At 57.4% G+C, this 16,261-nt stretch carries 17 protein-coding genes and 1 pseudogene; 12 read left to right on the top strand and 6 right to left on the bottom strand.

Annotated elements, in window-relative coordinates; genetic code table 11:
• The 10 genes and pseudogenes from MPJ51_RS06545 to MPJ51_RS06500 form a co-directional block, all read left to right on the top strand.
• Positions 1–254 (top strand): annotated as a pseudogene (locus MPJ51_RS06545) (aspartate aminotransferase family protein); the annotation flags it as partial.
• A gap of 123 nt (positions 255–377) precedes the next feature.
• A complete protein-coding gene (locus MPJ51_RS06540) occupies positions 378–548 on the top strand; it encodes a hypothetical protein (protein WP_298383504.1) in 171 nt (56 codons plus the stop codon).
• 2 nt (positions 549–550) lie between these two features.
• Complete coding sequence (locus MPJ51_RS06535) at positions 551–1,630, top strand: extracellular solute-binding protein (RefSeq protein WP_298383502.1); 1,080 nt, start codon at positions 551–553, stop codon at positions 1,628–1,630.
• Positions 1,631–1,695: 65 nt separating this feature from the next.
• Entirely contained in the window at positions 1,696–2,808 is a 1,113-nt protein-coding gene (locus MPJ51_RS06530; protein WP_298383500.1) for an ABC transporter ATP-binding protein, read from the top strand.
• The gene (locus MPJ51_RS06525; protein WP_298383498.1) at positions 2,805–3,701 is read left to right on the top strand and encodes an ABC transporter permease subunit; all 897 of its coding nucleotides are present in this window, start codon (positions 2,805–2,807) and stop codon (positions 3,699–3,701) included. Before MPJ51_RS06530 ends, MPJ51_RS06525 begins: the two co-directional genes overlap by 4 nt.
• A gap of 1 nt (position 3,702) precedes the next feature.
• Positions 3,703–4,506: an ABC transporter permease subunit gene (locus MPJ51_RS06520; protein ID WP_298383495.1), complete on the top strand. Its 804-nt coding sequence runs from the start codon at positions 3,703–3,705 to the stop codon at positions 4,504–4,506.
• Between the two features lie 92 nt (positions 4,507–4,598).
• Positions 4,599–5,516, top strand: a complete 918-nt coding sequence (locus MPJ51_RS06515) for a 3-hydroxyacyl-CoA dehydrogenase NAD-binding domain-containing protein (protein WP_298383492.1) — start codon at positions 4,599–4,601, stop codon at positions 5,514–5,516.
• Positions 5,517–5,607: 91 nt separating this feature from the next.
• Positions 5,608–6,213, top strand: coding sequence for an aspartate/glutamate racemase family protein (locus MPJ51_RS06510; RefSeq protein WP_298383489.1), 606 nt, complete (start codon positions 5,608–5,610; stop codon positions 6,211–6,213).
• The gene (locus MPJ51_RS06505) at positions 6,210–7,589 is read left to right on the top strand and encodes an aminotransferase class III-fold pyridoxal phosphate-dependent enzyme (protein WP_298383486.1); all 1,380 of its coding nucleotides are present in this window, start codon (positions 6,210–6,212) and stop codon (positions 7,587–7,589) included. The genes MPJ51_RS06510 and MPJ51_RS06505 overlap by 4 nt, the downstream gene beginning before the upstream one ends.
• 179 nt (positions 7,590–7,768) lie before the next feature.
• Positions 7,769–8,605, top strand: coding sequence for a hypothetical protein (locus tag MPJ51_RS06500; protein WP_298383484.1), 837 nt, complete (start codon positions 7,769–7,771; stop codon positions 8,603–8,605).
• A gap of 221 nt (positions 8,606–8,826) precedes the next feature.
• Here MPJ51_RS06500 and MPJ51_RS06495 read toward each other — a convergent pair whose 3' ends face one another.
• Positions 8,827–9,705: a LysR substrate-binding domain-containing protein gene (locus MPJ51_RS06495; RefSeq protein ID WP_298383482.1), complete on the bottom strand. Its 879-nt coding sequence runs from the start codon at positions 9,703–9,705 to the stop codon at positions 8,827–8,829.
• A 118-nt stretch (positions 9,706–9,823) separates the two neighbouring features.
• Between MPJ51_RS06495 and MPJ51_RS06490 the strand changes: the two genes are divergently transcribed.
• Positions 9,824–10,573, top strand: coding sequence for an SDR family oxidoreductase (locus MPJ51_RS06490; RefSeq protein ID WP_298383479.1), 750 nt, complete (start codon positions 9,824–9,826; stop codon positions 10,571–10,573).
• Positions 10,574–10,590: 17 nt separating this feature from the next.
• Positions 10,591–10,980 (top strand): ectoine synthase, encoded by a 390-nt coding sequence (locus tag MPJ51_RS06485; RefSeq protein WP_298383477.1) that lies wholly within the window; start codon positions 10,591–10,593, stop codon positions 10,978–10,980.
• Positions 10,981–11,132: 152 nt separating this feature from the next.
• On the opposite strand, the gene MPJ51_RS06480 is transcribed toward MPJ51_RS06485, so the two are convergent.
• From MPJ51_RS06480 to gorA, 5 genes are all read right to left on the bottom strand, one after another.
• Positions 11,133–12,584 (bottom strand): Do family serine endopeptidase, encoded by a 1,452-nt coding sequence (locus MPJ51_RS06480; RefSeq protein WP_298383522.1) that lies wholly within the window; start codon positions 12,582–12,584, stop codon positions 11,133–11,135.
• 169 nt (positions 12,585–12,753) lie between these two features.
• Complete coding sequence (locus MPJ51_RS06475; RefSeq protein WP_298383475.1) at positions 12,754–12,948, bottom strand: DUF2065 domain-containing protein; 195 nt, start codon at positions 12,946–12,948, stop codon at positions 12,754–12,756.
• Complete coding sequence (hflC, locus tag MPJ51_RS06470; protein WP_298383472.1) at positions 12,948–13,826, bottom strand: protease modulator HflC; 879 nt, start codon at positions 13,824–13,826, stop codon at positions 12,948–12,950. The genes MPJ51_RS06475 and hflC overlap by 1 nt, the downstream gene beginning before the upstream one ends.
• Positions 13,826–14,971: an FtsH protease activity modulator HflK gene (hflK, locus tag MPJ51_RS06465; RefSeq protein WP_298383470.1), complete on the bottom strand. Its 1,146-nt coding sequence runs from the start codon at positions 14,969–14,971 to the stop codon at positions 13,826–13,828. Before hflK ends, hflC begins: the two co-directional genes overlap by 1 nt.
• A 72-nt stretch (positions 14,972–15,043) precedes the next feature.
• Positions 15,044–16,261: glutathione-disulfide reductase (gene gorA / locus MPJ51_RS06460; RefSeq protein WP_298383467.1), on the bottom strand; the 1,218-nt coding region annotated here is incomplete at its 5' end.

Below are 16,261 nucleotides of genomic sequence, written 5' to 3'. Positions count from 1 at the left end.
GCCATCTGATGGCCTGCGTGGTCAACGTGGCCGACAAGGACACCCGCGAGATCTTCCCGCCCGAGGTCGCCATCGGCTCACGCATCGCCGAGGCCGCCGAGAAACGGGGCCTGATCGTGCGCCCGATCGACAACCTCAACGTCATGTCCCCGCCCCTGACCATCACCCGTGCTGAGGTCGACACGCTGATTTCGACCCTGCGCGCGGCAATGGAAGAGGTGGTCGAAGGATTGCAAAAGGAAGGCTTGCTTTGAACCGGAAAGAGCAGGCCATTGATGCAAGGCCTGCGATTTCCGAGATGATCCGCGCCAACAGGGGGCACCGAATAAGACAAGAACCTGGAAGACTGTCCTGATCGTTTTTCCGCGGAAGGCGCCATGGCCGACGGCACAACGCGGCTTGATGGTCATAGGAGTTCAGGAACAGGGAAAGACCACGGGCGCGAACAGTTCGAGCGCGCCCCAGAAGCCAAAACCGTGTCCATGATGCTGCGACAGTACTGCCGCATTGCAGATTGGATGGACGTTCACAATCGGGAGGAAAAATGAACATGTTTCAAAAATCAGCTATCGCAATGACGATTACCGCCGCACTATCGTCTCCCGTCTGGGCCGAAGGGACGGTAAATTTCTACAATTGGTCAGACTATATCGCCGATGATACCCTGCCGGGGTTCACCGAAAAGACTGGTATCTCAGTCCAGTATGACTTGTTCGATTCTCCGGAAACGCTGGAAACCAAGATGTTGACGGGCAATTCCGGCTACGACCTGATCGTGCCATCCTCGGCACAGGCCGAGCGTTTGATCGGCATTGAAGCGTTGGCACCCCTGAACAAGGAACTGATCCCGAATCTGGCCAATGTCGATCCCGGCATCCTTGAGCAACTGGCAGCCTTTGACGAAGGCAACAGCCATGTCGTGCCGTATATGTTGGGCACAATGGGTATTGGCTATAATGTCGACTTGATCAAGGAACGTATCCCCGATGCGCCTGTCGATAGTCTGGATTTGTTGTTCAAACCTGAATATGCCGAGAAACTGGCCGACTGTGGCATCGGCATGATCGACGTTCCAAGCGAAGTGTCGGTCATAGTGCTCAATTATCTGGGCCTGGACCCGTATTCCGGGAAGAAAGCTGACATCGCCAAGGCCGAAGAAACCCTGATGGCGGTGCGTGATCATTTCCGCTATTTCCGCTCGACCGGCTATCTGGACGATCTCGCCAATGGCGAGATGTGCGCTTTCCTCGGCTATTCAATCGACGTCTTCCAGATGGTGGAGCCTGCGGCTGAGAATGGTATCAACCTCGCCTATTCTATCCCCGTTGAGGGCACGGTCATCTTCTTTGACACTCTGGCTATTCCGGCCGACGCCGAGAATATTGAAGAGGCCCACGCGCTGATCAATCACATTCTGGACGCCGAGGTATCGGCGGATCTGTCGAATTATCTCTTCAGCCCATCAGGCAACGCAGCGGCCCTGCCTTTGGTCGACGAGGAAATCCGCAATGACCCCTCGATCATGCCAACGCCCGAGGTCATGGAGCGTCTGCGTTCGGACAAAACCGTCCCTCAAAAGACCATGCGCGCCCGGACCCGGATGATGACCAAAGTCAAGACCGGGATCTAACCGGTACGGATGCGGGCAAGGCCGTCATCGCGGCCTTGCCCGTCACATAGGGAGGGAAAGACAACATGCGGGACACGACCGACAAGGAACCGCTGCTGCAAATTCGCGGTATTTCAAAGGCTTTCGGGTCGGTAATGGCCGTCGATAATATCGACCTCGATATCCGGGAAGGAGAGGTATTTTCTCTGCTGGGGGGATCAGGATCGGGTAAATCAACACTGTTGCGTATGCTTGCGGGGTTTGAAACACCGACCTCCGGTCAGATCCTGCTGGACGGCAAGGATCTGGCCGACCTGCCGCCCCATAAGCGGCCCGTGAACATGATGTTCCAATCCTATGCGCTGTTTCCACATATGACGGTGGAAAAGAACGTTGCATATGGCCTGGTCGAGGATCGTATTCCCAAATCAGAGATCAGGGATCGGGTCAGCGAAATCCTCGATACCGTGCAAATGAGCGAGTTTGCGAAACGCAAGCCCGACCAATTGTCGGGCGGTCAGCGTCAGCGGGTCGCTCTGGCGCGTAGCCTGGTCAAGATGCCACGCCTTCTGTTGCTGGACGAACCACTTGGCGCGCTGGACAAGAGGTTGCGTGAAAGCACTCAGTTCGAGCTGCAGCGCATTCAGGAAAAAATCGGCATCACTTTCATCATCGTAACCCACGATCAGGAAGAGGCGATGTCGTTGTCGGACCGGCTGGCGGTCATGAACCAGGGTCGCCTGATGCAGATCGGCTCGCCTACAGATGTTTACGAAAATCCCCACTCGCGTTTTGTGGCCGATTTTCTGGGCAGCTGTAATGTGCTGGACGCCGAGGTCACGGGTGAATCCGGCAGCGAGACCCGGCTCAGGCTGCTCGCCAGCGGGGCCGAGACCGTTCTGCCCTATGCGCTGGACCATCCCGCCGGGGACAAGATTCAGCTGGTGCTGCGACCTGAGAAACTGATTGTGGCGCGGCGCGAGATCGATCCCGGCAGTTCAGGAACCATCCTCAAGGCCGAGATCGCCGAGATCGGCTATCTGGGGCATCGCTCGATACTGCATTTGCAGATGGATGATGGCACCTTGTTCCACGCGCATGAAGTGTCGCTGAACCGGCGCAACCGCAGCCCGCTGCAAGCGGGCGACAAGGTCAATGTCACTTGGGACGGCTCGGACGTCGCGGTGGTGAGCGCATGATACGCAATCGCGCAAAGTCAGGCCGCAGGTTGGTCATCGGTATCCCGATGCTGTGGATGGGGCTGTTTTTCCTGATCCCCTTCGCGGTCGTGCTCAAGATCAGCTTTTCCGAGGCGATCTTTGCCAGCCCGCCTTACACCAGCATCGTCGAATACATCTCTGACGAATCCAGATTGTCGATCTCGCTGAACCTGGGCAACTACCAGTATCTGTGGGAGGATGAGCTTTATTGGCGCGCCTATGTGAACTCGCTGACCATCGCGTTCTTTTCGACCCTGATGTGTTTGCTGATCGGATTTCCCGTCGCACTTTTCATCGCGCGCAGTTCGCCACGATGGCGACCCCTGCTGCATTTGCTGATCATCATCCCCTTTTGGTCAAGCCTGCTGATCCGGGTGTATTCATGGATGGGATTGCTGCGCAAGGATGGCATCATCAATTCGGTTCTGGGGTATGTCGGCCTTGTGCAGGACCCGCAATCCATGCTGCAAACCAGTTTTGCCGTCTATATCGGCATGGTCTATACCTATTTGCCGTTTATGATCCTGCCCCTCTATTCGGTGCTTGAGCGGCAGGATGCCTCCCTGCGTGAGGCCGCTACAGATCTTGGGTCACCGCCGCTGCGCGTGTTTCGCAAAGTAACGCTGCCCTTGTCAGTTAACGGGATCATCGCCGGGTCCATGCTGGTTTTCATTCCGACGATCGGCGAATTTGTGATCCCGTCGTTGCTGGGGGCATCGGACAATCTGATGATCGGACGGGTCCTATGGGATGAGTTTTTTGCCAATCGCGACTGGCCGGTTGCCAGCGCTGTGGCCATTGTCCTTCTCGCTGTTTTGCTGATCCCGATCATGATTTTCCAGAATTCACAAAACAAGAGCATGGAGGGGTGAGATGCAGCGCAATCTGTTTCTGAAAACCTGCTTCTTTCTGGGCGTGGCGTTTCTGTACATTCCGATCCTGGTTCTGATCACCTTTTCATTCAATGCGTCAGACAAGGTAAACGTCTGGGCCGGGTTCTCGCTGCGTTGGTATCGGTCCTTGCTGGACGACCCGCAAATTCTGGAAGCCGCGCAGAACTCATTTGTCATCGCCATCGTTTCGGCCACTCTGGCGACGGTGCTGGCGATGATCGCCTCGGTCGTCATTGTGCGGTTTGGCCCGTTCCGGGGACGCACCTTGTTCACTGGTATGATGTCGGCGCCCCTGATCATGCCCGAGGTGATCACCGGGATTTCCCTGTTGCTTTTGTTCGTGGCCATGCAACAACTGATCGGCTGGCCCGCCAACCGGGGCTTCACCACAGTCGTGCTGGCGCATGCTACGTTTTGCACAGCTTTCGCCGCCGTTGTCCTTCAGGCGCGGCTCAGATCGCTCGACTCCAGCCTTGAAGAAGCCGCTGCCGATCTGGGTTCGACCCCGCTGCGGGCCTTCTTCAAGGTGACGCTGCCGATGATGGGCCCGGCGATGACCTCGGCCTGGCTATTGTCGTTTACGCTTTCACTGGACGATCTGGTGATCGCCAGTTTTACCACCGGGCCAAATTCGACAACCTTGCCAATGTTGATTTTTTCCAAGGTCCGGCTGGGCGTGTCGCCCGATGTCAACGCTCTGGCGACGCTGATCATCGTTGGTATCGGATTTGCCGTAACCCTGTCGGTGGCAGCCGCCAGGGGACCTCGCGAAAATCAGGAATAAAGCGCGTTGATCATAGTCGAATGAACCAGCAGAGCGCGCAATCGCATCCGATCGAATGCAACGCGCTCTAGCTACTCAAGAAGAAGCCCCTAATGTCTACAGTTTCACAAACACAAATCGGAATTCTCGGGGCCGGGCTTATCGGGGCTGCATGGGCGGCACTGTTCAAACACCATGGCGCCAAAGTCGTCGTCTGGGATCCGAGCCAGGATGCTCTTGATGCCCTTGACGCGCGCACGGAAGTTCCCTTGGCGCAATTGGCCGAGCTAACAGGGCATCCGGCCACCGGGCAAATTGAAGCCACGCAATCCCTTGAAGAGGCTGTGCGTGGTGCAGCCCTTGTACAGGAAAACGCTCCGGAAAATATCGCCCTTAAACACGAGCTTTATGCGCAGGTTGAAGAGCTGGTGGAGTCCACCACTATTTTAGCCTCATCTGCATCGGGGCTCACCTGGTCTGACCTCGCGCCTGCCCTGAAAGACCCTACACGTCTGATTACCGCACACCCTTTCAATCCACCGCATCTGATCCCGCTGGTCGAACTGTACGGGCCAGACCCGGCCACCCTGGATCGTGCAGAAGAAATTTACCAAGCGGTTGGACGTAAGCCGGTACGGCTGAACAAGGGCGCGACCGGTCACATCGCCAACCGCCTTGCGTCTGCCCTATGGCGCGAAGCTGTTCACATCGTTGCCGAAGGTATCGCGGATGTCGAAGCAGTTGACGCGGCTCTGACCAATGGACCGGGCCTTCGCTGGAGCGTTCAAGGCGCGCATATGAGTTATCACCTTGGAGGCGGGTCAGGAGGATTGGCCGACTACCTTTCACATCTTGGCCCAAGCCAGGAACGCCGTTGGTCAACTTTAGGCACCCCCAGTTTGACACCAGAGCTATGCGACACATTGGTTTCGGGCGTTCTGAAAGAAGCAGACGGAAAAAGCATTGCTGAACTTGAAGAGATTCGAGACGCCGCATTGATCGCAACCCTCAAACTGCGTGGGAACGGTTGAGATGCCGAGAATAGCCTTGATCCATGCATTGGAAGAGTCAGTGCACCCCATACGGCACGCATTCGAACGACATTGGCCAGATGCGAGCCGTATGGACGTGCTGGATGCATCGCTCTCGTCCGATCTCACTGCCAGAGGCAGTCTTGATGACTCGATTATCGAGCGGTTCCTCAGGTTGGGCGACTATGCTGCATCATCGAAAGGAGAAGGCGGACAGGCACAGGCCATTCTGTTTACCTGCTCCGCCTTTGGTCCTGCGATTGACGCAGTCAAGGCCGCGCAAAACATACCGGTTCTGCGCCCCAACGAAGCGGCTTTTCAGGAAGCTCTGTCACTCGGCACCCGACTTGCACTGGTCGTTTCCTTTCCACCGTCATTGCCTGCGCTCACCGCAGAACTGCGGGAAATGGCTGCCAAGCAGGGCAAAACTGTCGAAATCACTCCGATACTGGCCGAGGGTGCGCTGGCCGCACTAAAGGCCGCTGATAGCGAAGCGCATGATCAGGCGGTTCTGGCAGCCTGTGCTGATCTTAAGGACGTAGACGCGATCATTCTCGGCCAGTTTTCACTGGCGCGCGCAGAAACCGCCCTGTCGCAGGTCACTCAATGCCCGATTCTGACCACCCCGGATTGTGCAGTTCTGGCTCTTCGCAGTTTGTTTGATGAACAAGCCCATTCAATGAGGTTCCCAAAATGACCGATCATTCCAACGTTTCCCTCGCTGATCTTGATCGCGAAACGCTGTTTCATCCTGTTTCGTCAATCCAGGATGTTGCGACCAATGGCCCGAAGATATTCAATTCTGCAGCAGGCATCGAACTTACACGTCAAGATGGCCGGACTTTTCTTGATATGGGTGCGGGTCTGTGGTGCGTGAATGTTGGCTATGGCCGGACCGAGTTGGTCGATGCCGGGGCCAAAGCGTTGAAAGAACTGAGTTTTCAGCATCTATTCGGTGGTGCGTCTTCAGAGGCGACAATTCGTTTGGCGGACCGCGTGCTTTCGCTGTTCAGGGAAACCGTTCCGGGCAGCGATATGGCACGCGTGTTCTTTGGAAACTCCGGTTCGGACGCGAACGACACGGCCTTCAAACTGGTCCGCTACTACAACAACCTGCGGGGCCAACCGCAGAAGAAGAAAATCATCTCCAGAAAAGGGGCTTACCACGGTGTCACTTATGCTGCCGGTAGCCTCACCGGTATTGACGCGTATCACAAGGCCTTTGACACACCGGTCGAGGGCGTGCTGCATACCGAATGCCCACACTACCACGCATATGGGCTGGAAGGCGAAAGTGAAGACCAGTTCACTGACCGTCTGATTGGCGAACTTGAGAGCATGATCATGCGTGAAGACCCAAGCACCGTTGCCGCCTTCATTGCCGAACCGGTCATGGGCACAGGTGGTGTTTTCATTCCCCCCAAAGAGTATTTTGCCAAACTGCAGGACCTTCTGGACAAGTATGACATCTTGTTGATCGTCGATGAGGTTATCACCGGGTTTGGTCGGACCGGACAATGGTTTGGCTGCGGAACCTATGGCATCCGCCCGGATATCGTTTCGCTTGCCAAGGGGTTGACCTCTGCCTATTTCCCGATGTCCGCCTCAATCATTTCGAACAGGATTTGGGACGTCCTTGCACATAAATCGCCCGAAACTGGTGTATTCATGCACGGCTTTACCTATTCCGGACATCCGGTTGGCAGCGCCATCGCTCTTGCCAATATTGACCTGATGGAGCGCGAGCAGCTGCCAGACCGCGCCGCCAAGCTCGGCCCTGTGCTGTTGGACGCACTGAAGTCAAAGACAAGAGGTTTTTCACTGGTCAGTGATGTGCGCGGTGTGGGTTTGATGGCCGCCGTAGAGTTTACCATGCCGGGTGCACATAAAATAGTGGCAGAGCATGCGATGCGGGAAGGCGTTCTGACACGCGCATTGCCATTCCTGCCGGTCACTTCAATGTCTCCGCCACTGACCATTACCGAAGCAGAGATTAACGAGGCCACCACGCGATATGCACGTGCACTTGAGGCGGCGATGCCAGAGCTTACCGCCCTGCAAGACGTGTCATGAATTCCTTCAAAACCATTGTAAAAGGGGTCGAGTGCTACCCCCCTTTTTAGCAGATTTTTTAGCTGAGCTGTCGTTTGCTCAAAGCGCCGCGGATTCAACGAGAGAGCCTATTTTGCAGAATGCTGCGCTCTGCATGAACGGCTGCTTTCAGAAAGTTGACTTTCGCTGCGGCTGTGCCAATGTCAGTTTCCGCGCAGATTTGTTACGCGAGCGACGATTTAATGGTTACATTTCCGTATGATGACCCCGTTTGGAATGAGGCCACACACGCCTATGGCATCGGCACAAATGTGTTATTGGCGGAGCTTGAAAGGGAGTGGAACGACGACGCTGCCGACTACCTCTTTTTCTCGGCTCTGCTTCATCAAGGCACGACCTATCCGGCCAGCTTTCTCGCGATCCCACATCTGTTGCGTCTTGCCGAGAGCAAGTTCGGTAGACCGCGCATGATGGTCTCGACCCTTTTAGGCGGCTTGGCCTTGGCGGGTCAGCGACCAGCACAGGTCGCATGTTCTGGTGTTTCCTGTGCTCCTGACAGCACATGGGTGAAGACACCCGTTGGTCAAGTGGCGGCCGCAGAATTCAAAAATAGTCTTCCGCAAATCGGTGCTTTGTCCATTGAAGCCTATCAAGCGGACCCATCGCACTATTTCGCATCCGGTCTGGCTGCTGCCGAAGGCGAACTAGACTTCGCAGAATGGCTCACAACAGGCGAGAATGGTGGTTTCCAGTGTCCGGCCTGTAAAGGTGACCATGAATGGTGGTTGCTTGAAACCGAGATGGGCGTCTACCGAAACGATGATGTCTTTGGCATGGGGGCAGACTGGCTTTGTGACTACGAAAAAAAGACGTTCGAGAATGCCAATAGTATCGCCAAACCGCGAACCGAACCGGCAGAGGTTTCAACCTTGAGGTCCAGACTCGGCCCTCTCGATCCCATTACCGACGGTCTTTTCAGAAACTATAAATCCACTGTTGTTTGTGCTCATTGTGCTTGGACCGGGGAACACCCTTAAGTACGTCCTTTTCGAATCTGCAACGCATCGAAACGATTAAAAGCTGCCCTTTGTTCGCAGGGCAGTATCGGTCACATTCGGCCTCAAACCGGACCTTGGAGCAAACCCGACCGTACATCAAACATGTCCGGCAAAGGATGCCAAGTTCGACTTTCGGGACAAAACTGATCTCGATGATATTTAGCGCAATGACCTCTATCGAGAGATTACGATTGAAAAACTCAAATCGACATGAGCCATTTTTTGAAAATCCTCACAGTCACCCGCTCCTGATCGCCTGGTCGGCAGACGAAATAGAGCCCACGATCCAATGGAACATTGCTTTCATCCAGACGGATCAACCGGCCGAGGTCCAAATCCCTCTTGGCCAAGAGATGTCTTGCCAGGGCCACGCCCTGCCCGTCAATCGCGGCCTCCAGGAGAACCGCGCTGTCTACGTATTTGATGCTCTGCGAATTGATCCGATCAGCGTTCAGCCCAACTTGTGCAGCCCAACTTTCCCACCCCACGTTGAAGGCATCGTGCAATAATGGGAGATCAACGATATCTTCGGCGCGCATCGGTAAGCGTGTTTTCCTGACAAGGGAGGGCGCGGCCAGGACGACCAGTTCCTCTTGTCTGATTTGCTCATAGTGCAGCCCGCCCCAACCGGGCTCGCCAAACCGCAGCGCCACATCGACCTCGGATGTATCGAAATCCGTAAAGGCATCATTTGTGTCCAGCAATAATGCGATGCCCGGATGTTCCTGTTGAAACGCACTGAGCAACGGCACAAGCCATTTGAGCGCCAGCGATGTGGACAAGGACACTGTAAGCGACTGGCGGTGATGTAATCGCTTCACCTCGGACACGCCCAATTGCAGTGCCGAAAACGCCCCGCGTGTGGATTGATACAGACGTTCCCCGGCTTTGGTCAGTTCCACGCCATTGGGGCGGCGATGAAACAGTGTGACGCCAAGATGCAGTTCCAGCAGTTTGATTTGCCGACTGATTGCCCCGTGGGTGACGTTCAACACATCCGCCGCCTTGGTCAGGCTGCAATGGGTAGCTGTTTCGTCAAAAGCCTGAAGGGCACGAAGGTGTCTGAGGTTTTTCGCCATGTGAGAAATCCTAACATCTATGTTCCAAGAACTCGATAGGTTTACCTAATTCCAAGCGGATACACTCACCTCACCCAACAAATTCTCACACATTATCTGACCGAAGAAAGGACATGACATGCCCGAAGTCAAAGTCGCGCTGATGACAGGGACCGGACAAGGCATTGGCCGGGGCTGCGCCATCGAAATGGCAAAGGCTGGCTACAAGGTTTCGCTGATGTCCCCGTCCAACCGATCCGTCGAACTGGCGGAGGAGCTTGGCGGCATTGGCCGCCGCGGCTCGGTTCTGGATGTCGATGACTTGCAGGCAATGATCGATGACACCATGAGCAAATATGGCCGGATTGATGCCATCATCAGCAATATGGGGCACGGCGGATCGGTGCCCGAAGCGATAAAAACCGTTGGTTTCGATCCTGACTTTGACGGGCCGCTCTTGGAGCTCAGCGACGAGCTTTGGCATGAAAGTCTGGACATGTATGTGCTGAACGTCGTCAAGATTGCCCGTATCGTCACGCCCATCCTGATCGAACAAGGTGGGGGTGCGTTCGTAAACATCTCATCCATGAACACGATCGAGCCACGCGCGCCCTACCCCATGAGCATGCTGCGGGGCGCATTGCACAGTTTCTCAAAGCTTTACGGCGATCGCTATGCACGGCACAACATACGCATGAACAACCTGCTGCCGGGTTTCTGCGAGAACGTGAACCTGTCCGAACAGGCCCGCCGGGAAATCCCCGCGCAACGGCCCGCCACGTTCGAAGAAATCGGGCAGGCCTGCGTATTTCTCGCCAGTGAAGGCGCGCGTTATATCAATGGTCAGAGTATACTGTCCGACGGCGGCATGAACCGGGCAGTACGATAGCAAAGAGGCAAAGAAACATGATTGTCACGGCACTCAAAGATATCCTTGGTACGGATCGGGACGTTTCCGGTTCTGGCTGGAACAGCAGACGGCTATTGCTGGCATCCGATGGCATGGGCTTTTCGCTGACCGATACGATCATCAAACAGGGCGCAGAGCTTGAGCTTGAATACACCCATCATCTGGAGGCGTGCTATTGCATCGAAGGCAAAGGCGAGATCAGGCCATTTGGCGACGAAACCTGGCATGTCCTTGAACCCTTCACCCTCTATGCACTGGATCAACATGACCGGCATTTGGTACGCGCCACAGGCGCTGATCTGCGGCTTGTCTGCGTCTTCAATCCGCCACTCAGTGGTCGTGAGGTGCACCGCGAAGACGGAAGCTATGCACCGGCTGAATCCTGAGACTTAAGCGGGCATTATTTTCGACGTAGCATCGGTACTTGGGTGTCATCAAAGCACTGCCGACCACGCACCTATATGTGCATGATCGGCAACATTTTTTGTCAAGGGTTTGGGGTAATCCCCAACCCTTCTCATGAAATTCCGACCCGCGCTTATTCTTGCAAGCTCAGCGCCACGAAACGGGGCTCGCCACCGCGGCGTACCAGCAGCAGCAGGGACTTGCGCCCGGCCTCGCGCGCTTCGTCCATACGGGCCTCAAGATCGTCGATCGAGGTGACTTTCTGCTGCCCCGCCTCGGTGATCAGATCACCGGCGCGCAGGCCTTTCGAGAACGCCTCGGACGCCTCATCGACATTGGTCACGACCAGACCACTGGCATCCGCATCCAGCCCCATGTCTTCACGCAGCGTGTCGGTCAGGGGCGAGATCGTGAGGCCAAGGATGTCCTTGTTTTCCTCTTCCACCGCTTCGGGTGTTTCCTCTTCACCTTCCTCGGCACGTTCGGCGTCCTCGCGGCGTCCCAGCGTGACCAGAACGGTCTGAGTACCGCCGTCGCGATGCACGACAACACGGACGGATTTGCCCACCGTGGTCTCACCAACCTGGCGGACCAGACCGCGCGTATCCTCGACCTCGACCCCGTCAAAGCTGATGATCACGTCACCGGCAAGCAGACCAGCATCCTTGGCCGGACCATCCGGCACATCGCTGATCAGCGCGCCGCCGGGTTTGTCCAGACCCATCGCCTCGGCCATATCCTCGGTCACGTCCTGAATGCGCACACCCAGCCAGCCCCGGCGGGTTTCACCAAATTCGCGCAGTTGGTCGACCACCTTGATCACCACATTCGACGCCATCGAGAATCCGATGCCGATCGAGCCGCCATTGGGCGACAGAATCGCGGTGTTCACGCCAATCACCTGCCCGTCCATGTTGAACAGCGGCCCGCCCGAGTTGCCCCGGTTGATCGCCGCGTCGGTCTGGATGTAGTCGTCATACGACCCGCTCAGCGCCCGGTTCCGGGCCGAGACGATCCCGGCGGAAACCGAAAACCCCTGCCCCAGCGGATTACCCATGGCAATAACCCAATCACCCACGCGCGCCGTGTCGCTGTCACCGAACTGCACATATTTCAGTGGGCCCGAAGCCTCGACCTTGAGCAGCGCGATATCGGTCTTTTCGTCGGTCCCGATCACCTTGGCGACCAGTTCCTTGGCGGGCTGACCATCGCCGGGGAAGAATTCGATAAGAATTTCATCAGCTTCGGCAATGACGTGGTTGTTGGTGACAATGAAGCCATCCTCAGAGATCACAAACCCCGAACCCAGCGCATTGCTGCGGCGCGGGCGGTTTTCGTCGTCACCGCCATTGCGGTCCTGAAACTCGCGAAAGAAATCCTCGAAGGGTGAACCTTCGGGCACGATGCCCTGCGGACCGGTCTGGCCTTCCAGCAGGGTGCTGGTGGTGATGTTGACCACCGCCGGGCTGATCTGTTCGGCCAGCGGTGCCAGACTTTCGCCCCGCGCATGCGCCGCCAGGGTTTGGGCCAGAACCAGCAACATGGTGGCAAATCCCAACCACATCAGCCGCAATTTCATGCTCATCTCGTCCCGCCGGACGGAAATACTGCGTGCCTGTGCCTGCACCGGGGATCTCCTTATAAAATATCGCATCGACCGCGTGCGCGGTCTGTCTTGCGAAACAATGTAGTCAGTTTATGCAAGCCCGCAACACAGGATCGCGGGGAAATCACCGGCAAGTGAGGTCGGCGTGTCAAAAGCCGATCTGATACGCGCCCCATAACAGCACCAGACCGCTGACCACGCAGAGCAGCCCGGCCAGCCGCCGCGCCTGTTCCGGCAAGTCGCGCAACGCCTCAAGCATACGTTCAATAAGCGAAGGGGCCAGCGCATAGGCCAGCCCCTCGACAATCAACACCAGCCCGAAGGCCAGAAGGATCATACCCATTACTGGGATGCCTGCCCTGTGGGCGATTTGAGGTAGTTGAAGAACTCGGAATCCGGGCTCAGCACCATCGAGCTGTTGCCACCCTGCAGCGCTCGTTCATAGGCGGACAGCGAGCGGTAGAATTCGAAGAATTCCGGGTCCTTGCCAAAGGCTTCGGCAAAGATCGCGTTGCGTTCGGCGTCGGCTTCACCGCGAATGATCTCAGCCTCGCGGTTGGCGTCCGAGACCAGTTCGACCACGGTCCGGTCAGCCTGTGCGCGGACACGCTGCGCGGCTTCGTTACCGCGGGCGCGTTCGTCGGTGGCTTCGCGTTCGCGTTCCGCCTTCATCCGGTCAAACGTGGCCTCAAGGTTGGCCTGCGGCAGATCGGTGGCTTTCAGGCGCACGTCGATCACGTTGACACCCAGCGCCTGCGCCTCGGCAATTGCGCTGTTGCGGATGCGCAGCATCAGGGCGGCCCGGTCGGAACTCAGGATATCGCGGGACGAGACCGAACCCAGCACCTCGCGCGTTTCAGCGCGCAGGATGCGGTCCAGACGATCCTCGGCCACCGGGATACCGCCGACGCCAACGGCTTGACGGAACTGGTTCAGGTCGGAAATCCGATAGCGCGCGAAGGCATCGACCACCAGACGGCGGTCATCCAGAGGCGTGACTTCAAGCGGCTGCACGTCAATGGACAGGATGCGGTCGTCGTAACGCACCACTTCCTGAATCAGCGGAATCTTGAACGCCAGACCGGGTTCTTCCTTGACCGCGACCACGCGGCCAAATTGCAGCACCAGCGCCCGTTCACGCTCATCCACGATGAAGATCGAGGACAAAAGCCCCACAACCGCGATCACCAAAACCGGCAGGATAAATGTCGATTTACGCATCAGTTGTTCCCTTCACCGGAGTTGCGGCGCAGTTCGTTCAGCGGCAGGTAAGGCACGACGCCCTGTCCCTGCCCACCCGAGTTCTCGTCCAGAATGATCTTGTCCACGTCGCCCAGAACCTGCTCCATCCGTTCCAGATAGAGACGTTTGCGCGTCACGTCAGGCGCTTTGGTATATTCTTCCAGAACCGCGCTGAAACGGCTGGCCTCACCCTGTGCGCTGTTGATCTGCTGGGCGCGATAGGCTTCGGCCTCTTCCAGAACCTGTGCGGCTTCACCGCGCGCCTCGGCCAGCACGCGGTTGGCATAGGCATCCGCCACGTTTTGCAGCCGATCACGTTCCTGTGCCGCAGCCTGAACGTCGCGGAAGGCGGCGATCACGTCCTGCGGCGGGTCGGCCTTGTCGAAGTTCACGCGGATGATGTTCACACCCGAATCGTAGCTGTCCATGGTGGCCTGGATCAGTTCCTGCAACCGGTCCGCGATGACACCACGATCCCGGTTCAGGATCGGCGCCAGCTCGCTTTGCGCAATGATCTCGCGCATCGCCGATTCCGACACGGCGCGGATCGTCTGGCGCGGGTCGCGCAGATTGAACAGAAACTTGTCGGGTTCGGTGATGTTCCATACGACCTGATAGTCGATATCGACCACGTTTTCGTCACCGGTCAGCATCAGCCCATCGTCACTGCCGCGCGCACCGCCCATATCCTCGGTCTGTTCGCGGGTGACCGGGATCACCTCGGCGGTGACAAAAGGCCATGGGGCAAAGTTCAGACCCGGATTGCCGATGTCCGAGAATTCGCCCAGAAACAGCTCAACCGACTGTTCTTCGGGCTTGACGGTATAGAAGCTGGCCAGCCCCCAAAGACCGACTGCGACCAGCGCACCAATCGCAATCGTGCCTTTGGTAAAGACCGGGCCACCGCCACCGGCGCCCTGACCGTTGCCGCCACGGCCACCACCGCCGCGACCGCCCATCAGGACGCGCAACTGCTCCTGACCCTTTTTCATCAGCTCATCGATCTCGGGGATCTGCGGGCCTTCGCCTTCGGGAGGCTTGCGCCCGTCCCCGTTGTTACCCCGATTTCCTCCGCCGCCGGAAGAGCCTCCGCCCCCCCAGGGGCCACCGCTGTTGCCCGCCATATGAATCAAATCCTTCGTCTAGGCCCGTGTGATCACGGGGTCCCTTGTAACTTGTGTACGCGCGGTTGCAAATCAAGCAGTGCGTACAGGTTGCCGCATTGTCACCAGTTCTTCGGCCATCACCGGGTGAACCGCAACCGTCCGGTCGAAATCTTCCTTGGTTGCACCCATTTTTACGGCGATCCCGGCCAGCTGGATCATCTCACCCGCGCCGGGGGCCACAATGTGGCAGCCCAGTACCTTGCGGGTCGCCTGGCTGACGATCAGTTTCATCAACACGCGCTGAGTGCCCCCTGCGAAAGCCTTCTGCATCGGCTTGAACGAGGTCGCGTAAACCTCGATCGGCTCCTGCGCGGCGGCCTCTTCCTCGCTGAGGCCGACAGTGCCCATTTCCGGCTGGGTGAAGATCGCGGTCGGGATCAACTCGTGATCCACCGGGGTCGGGTTGCCCTTGAAGACGGTTTCGACAAAGGCCATCCCCTCGCGGATCGCAACCGGGGTCAGGTTCACCCGGTCGGTCACATCGCCGATGGCATAGATCGAGGGCACGCCGGTCTGGCTGTATTCGTCCACGATTATCTCGCCCTTGCGGCCCCGTTCGACGCCAATGCCTTCCAGCCCCAGATCGTCGGCATTGGGCGCGCGGCCCGTGGCGTACATCACCACGTCAAACAGCTGCTCCGGGCCGTTGGTGGCCTTGACCCGGATCTTGTCACCCTCTTTCGCCATCTCCAGCACATTGGTGCCCAGATGCAGGTCAACGCCGTTCTGGCACATCTCTTCACTGATCAGCCCGCGGGCCTCGTCATCGAAACCCCGCAGAATCTGCGCCCCGCGATAGAACTGAGTCGTCTTGACCCCCAGCCCGTTCATGATCCCAGCGAATTCACTGGCGATATAGCCGCCGCCAACGATCAGGATGGATTCGGGCAGCTTCTCAAGATGGAAAATCTCATTCGAGGTGATCGCAAGGTCCGAGCCCGGGAACTCGGGCACAACCGGGCGGCCACCGGTGGCGATGAGGATATGCTTGGCGGTCTTGCGGGTGCCATCGGTCAGTTCGACCGTATGCGGATCGACCAGACGGGCACGCTGATCAAAGGTCTCGACGCCGTTGTTCTTCAGGATGTTGCGATAGATGCCTTCCAGACGGTCCAGCTCGGCCACCAGTTTGCCGTGGAACGTATCCCAGTTGAACGCGCCGGGCTGAATATCCCAGCCATATTCCTGCGCATCGCCGACCATGCCCGAGAACTCGCTGGCGAACACCATCAGCTTTTTCGGCACGCA

The sequence above is a fragment of the Ruegeria sp. genome, from assembly GCF_028066395.1.
Classification (GTDB): Bacteria; Pseudomonadota; Alphaproteobacteria; order Rhodobacterales; family Rhodobacteraceae; genus Ruegeria.
This window is presented reverse-complemented; position numbering and strand designations above follow the sequence as displayed.

Bases quoted from the DNA above. Each gene is read 5' to 3' on its own strand.
- MPJ51_RS06540 (WP_298383504.1), top strand. From the start codon at position 378: ATGGCCGACGGCACAACGCGGCTTGATGGTCATAGGAGTTCAGGAACA.
- MPJ51_RS06535 (WP_298383502.1), top strand. From the start codon at position 551: ATGTTTCAAAAATCAGCTATCGCAATGACGATTACCGCCGCACTATCG.
- MPJ51_RS06530 (WP_298383500.1), top strand. From the start codon at position 1,696: ATGCGGGACACGACCGACAAGGAACCGCTGCTGCAAATTCGCGGTATT.
- MPJ51_RS06525 (WP_298383498.1), top strand. From the start codon at position 2,805: ATGATACGCAATCGCGCAAAGTCAGGCCGCAGGTTGGTCATCGGTATC.
- MPJ51_RS06520 (WP_298383495.1), top strand. From the start codon at position 3,703: ATGCAGCGCAATCTGTTTCTGAAAACCTGCTTCTTTCTGGGCGTGGCG.
- MPJ51_RS06515 (WP_298383492.1), top strand. From the start codon at position 4,599: ATGTCTACAGTTTCACAAACACAAATCGGAATTCTCGGGGCCGGGCTT.
- MPJ51_RS06510 (WP_298383489.1), top strand. From the start codon at position 5,608: ATGGACGTGCTGGATGCATCGCTCTCGTCCGATCTCACTGCCAGAGGC.
- MPJ51_RS06505 (WP_298383486.1), top strand. From the start codon at position 6,210: ATGACCGATCATTCCAACGTTTCCCTCGCTGATCTTGATCGCGAAACG.
- MPJ51_RS06500 (WP_298383484.1), top strand. From the start codon at position 7,769: ATGTCAGTTTCCGCGCAGATTTGTTACGCGAGCGACGATTTAATGGTT.
- MPJ51_RS06495 (WP_298383482.1), bottom strand. From the start codon at position 9,705: ATGGCGAAAAACCTCAGACACCTTCGTGCCCTTCAGGCTTTTGACGAA.
- MPJ51_RS06490 (WP_298383479.1), top strand. From the start codon at position 9,824: ATGCCCGAAGTCAAAGTCGCGCTGATGACAGGGACCGGACAAGGCATT.
- MPJ51_RS06485 (WP_298383477.1), top strand. From the start codon at position 10,591: ATGATTGTCACGGCACTCAAAGATATCCTTGGTACGGATCGGGACGTT.
- MPJ51_RS06480 (WP_298383522.1), bottom strand. From the start codon at position 12,584: ATGAGCATGAAATTGCGGCTGATGTGGTTGGGATTTGCCACCATGTTG.
- MPJ51_RS06475 (WP_298383475.1), bottom strand. From the start codon at position 12,948: ATGGGTATGATCCTTCTGGCCTTCGGGCTGGTGTTGATTGTCGAGGGG.
- hflC (WP_298383472.1), bottom strand. From the start codon at position 13,826: ATGCGTAAATCGACATTTATCCTGCCGGTTTTGGTGATCGCGGTTGTG.
- hflK (WP_298383470.1), bottom strand. From the start codon at position 14,971: ATGGCGGGCAACAGCGGTGGCCCCTGGGGGGGCGGAGGCTCTTCCGGC.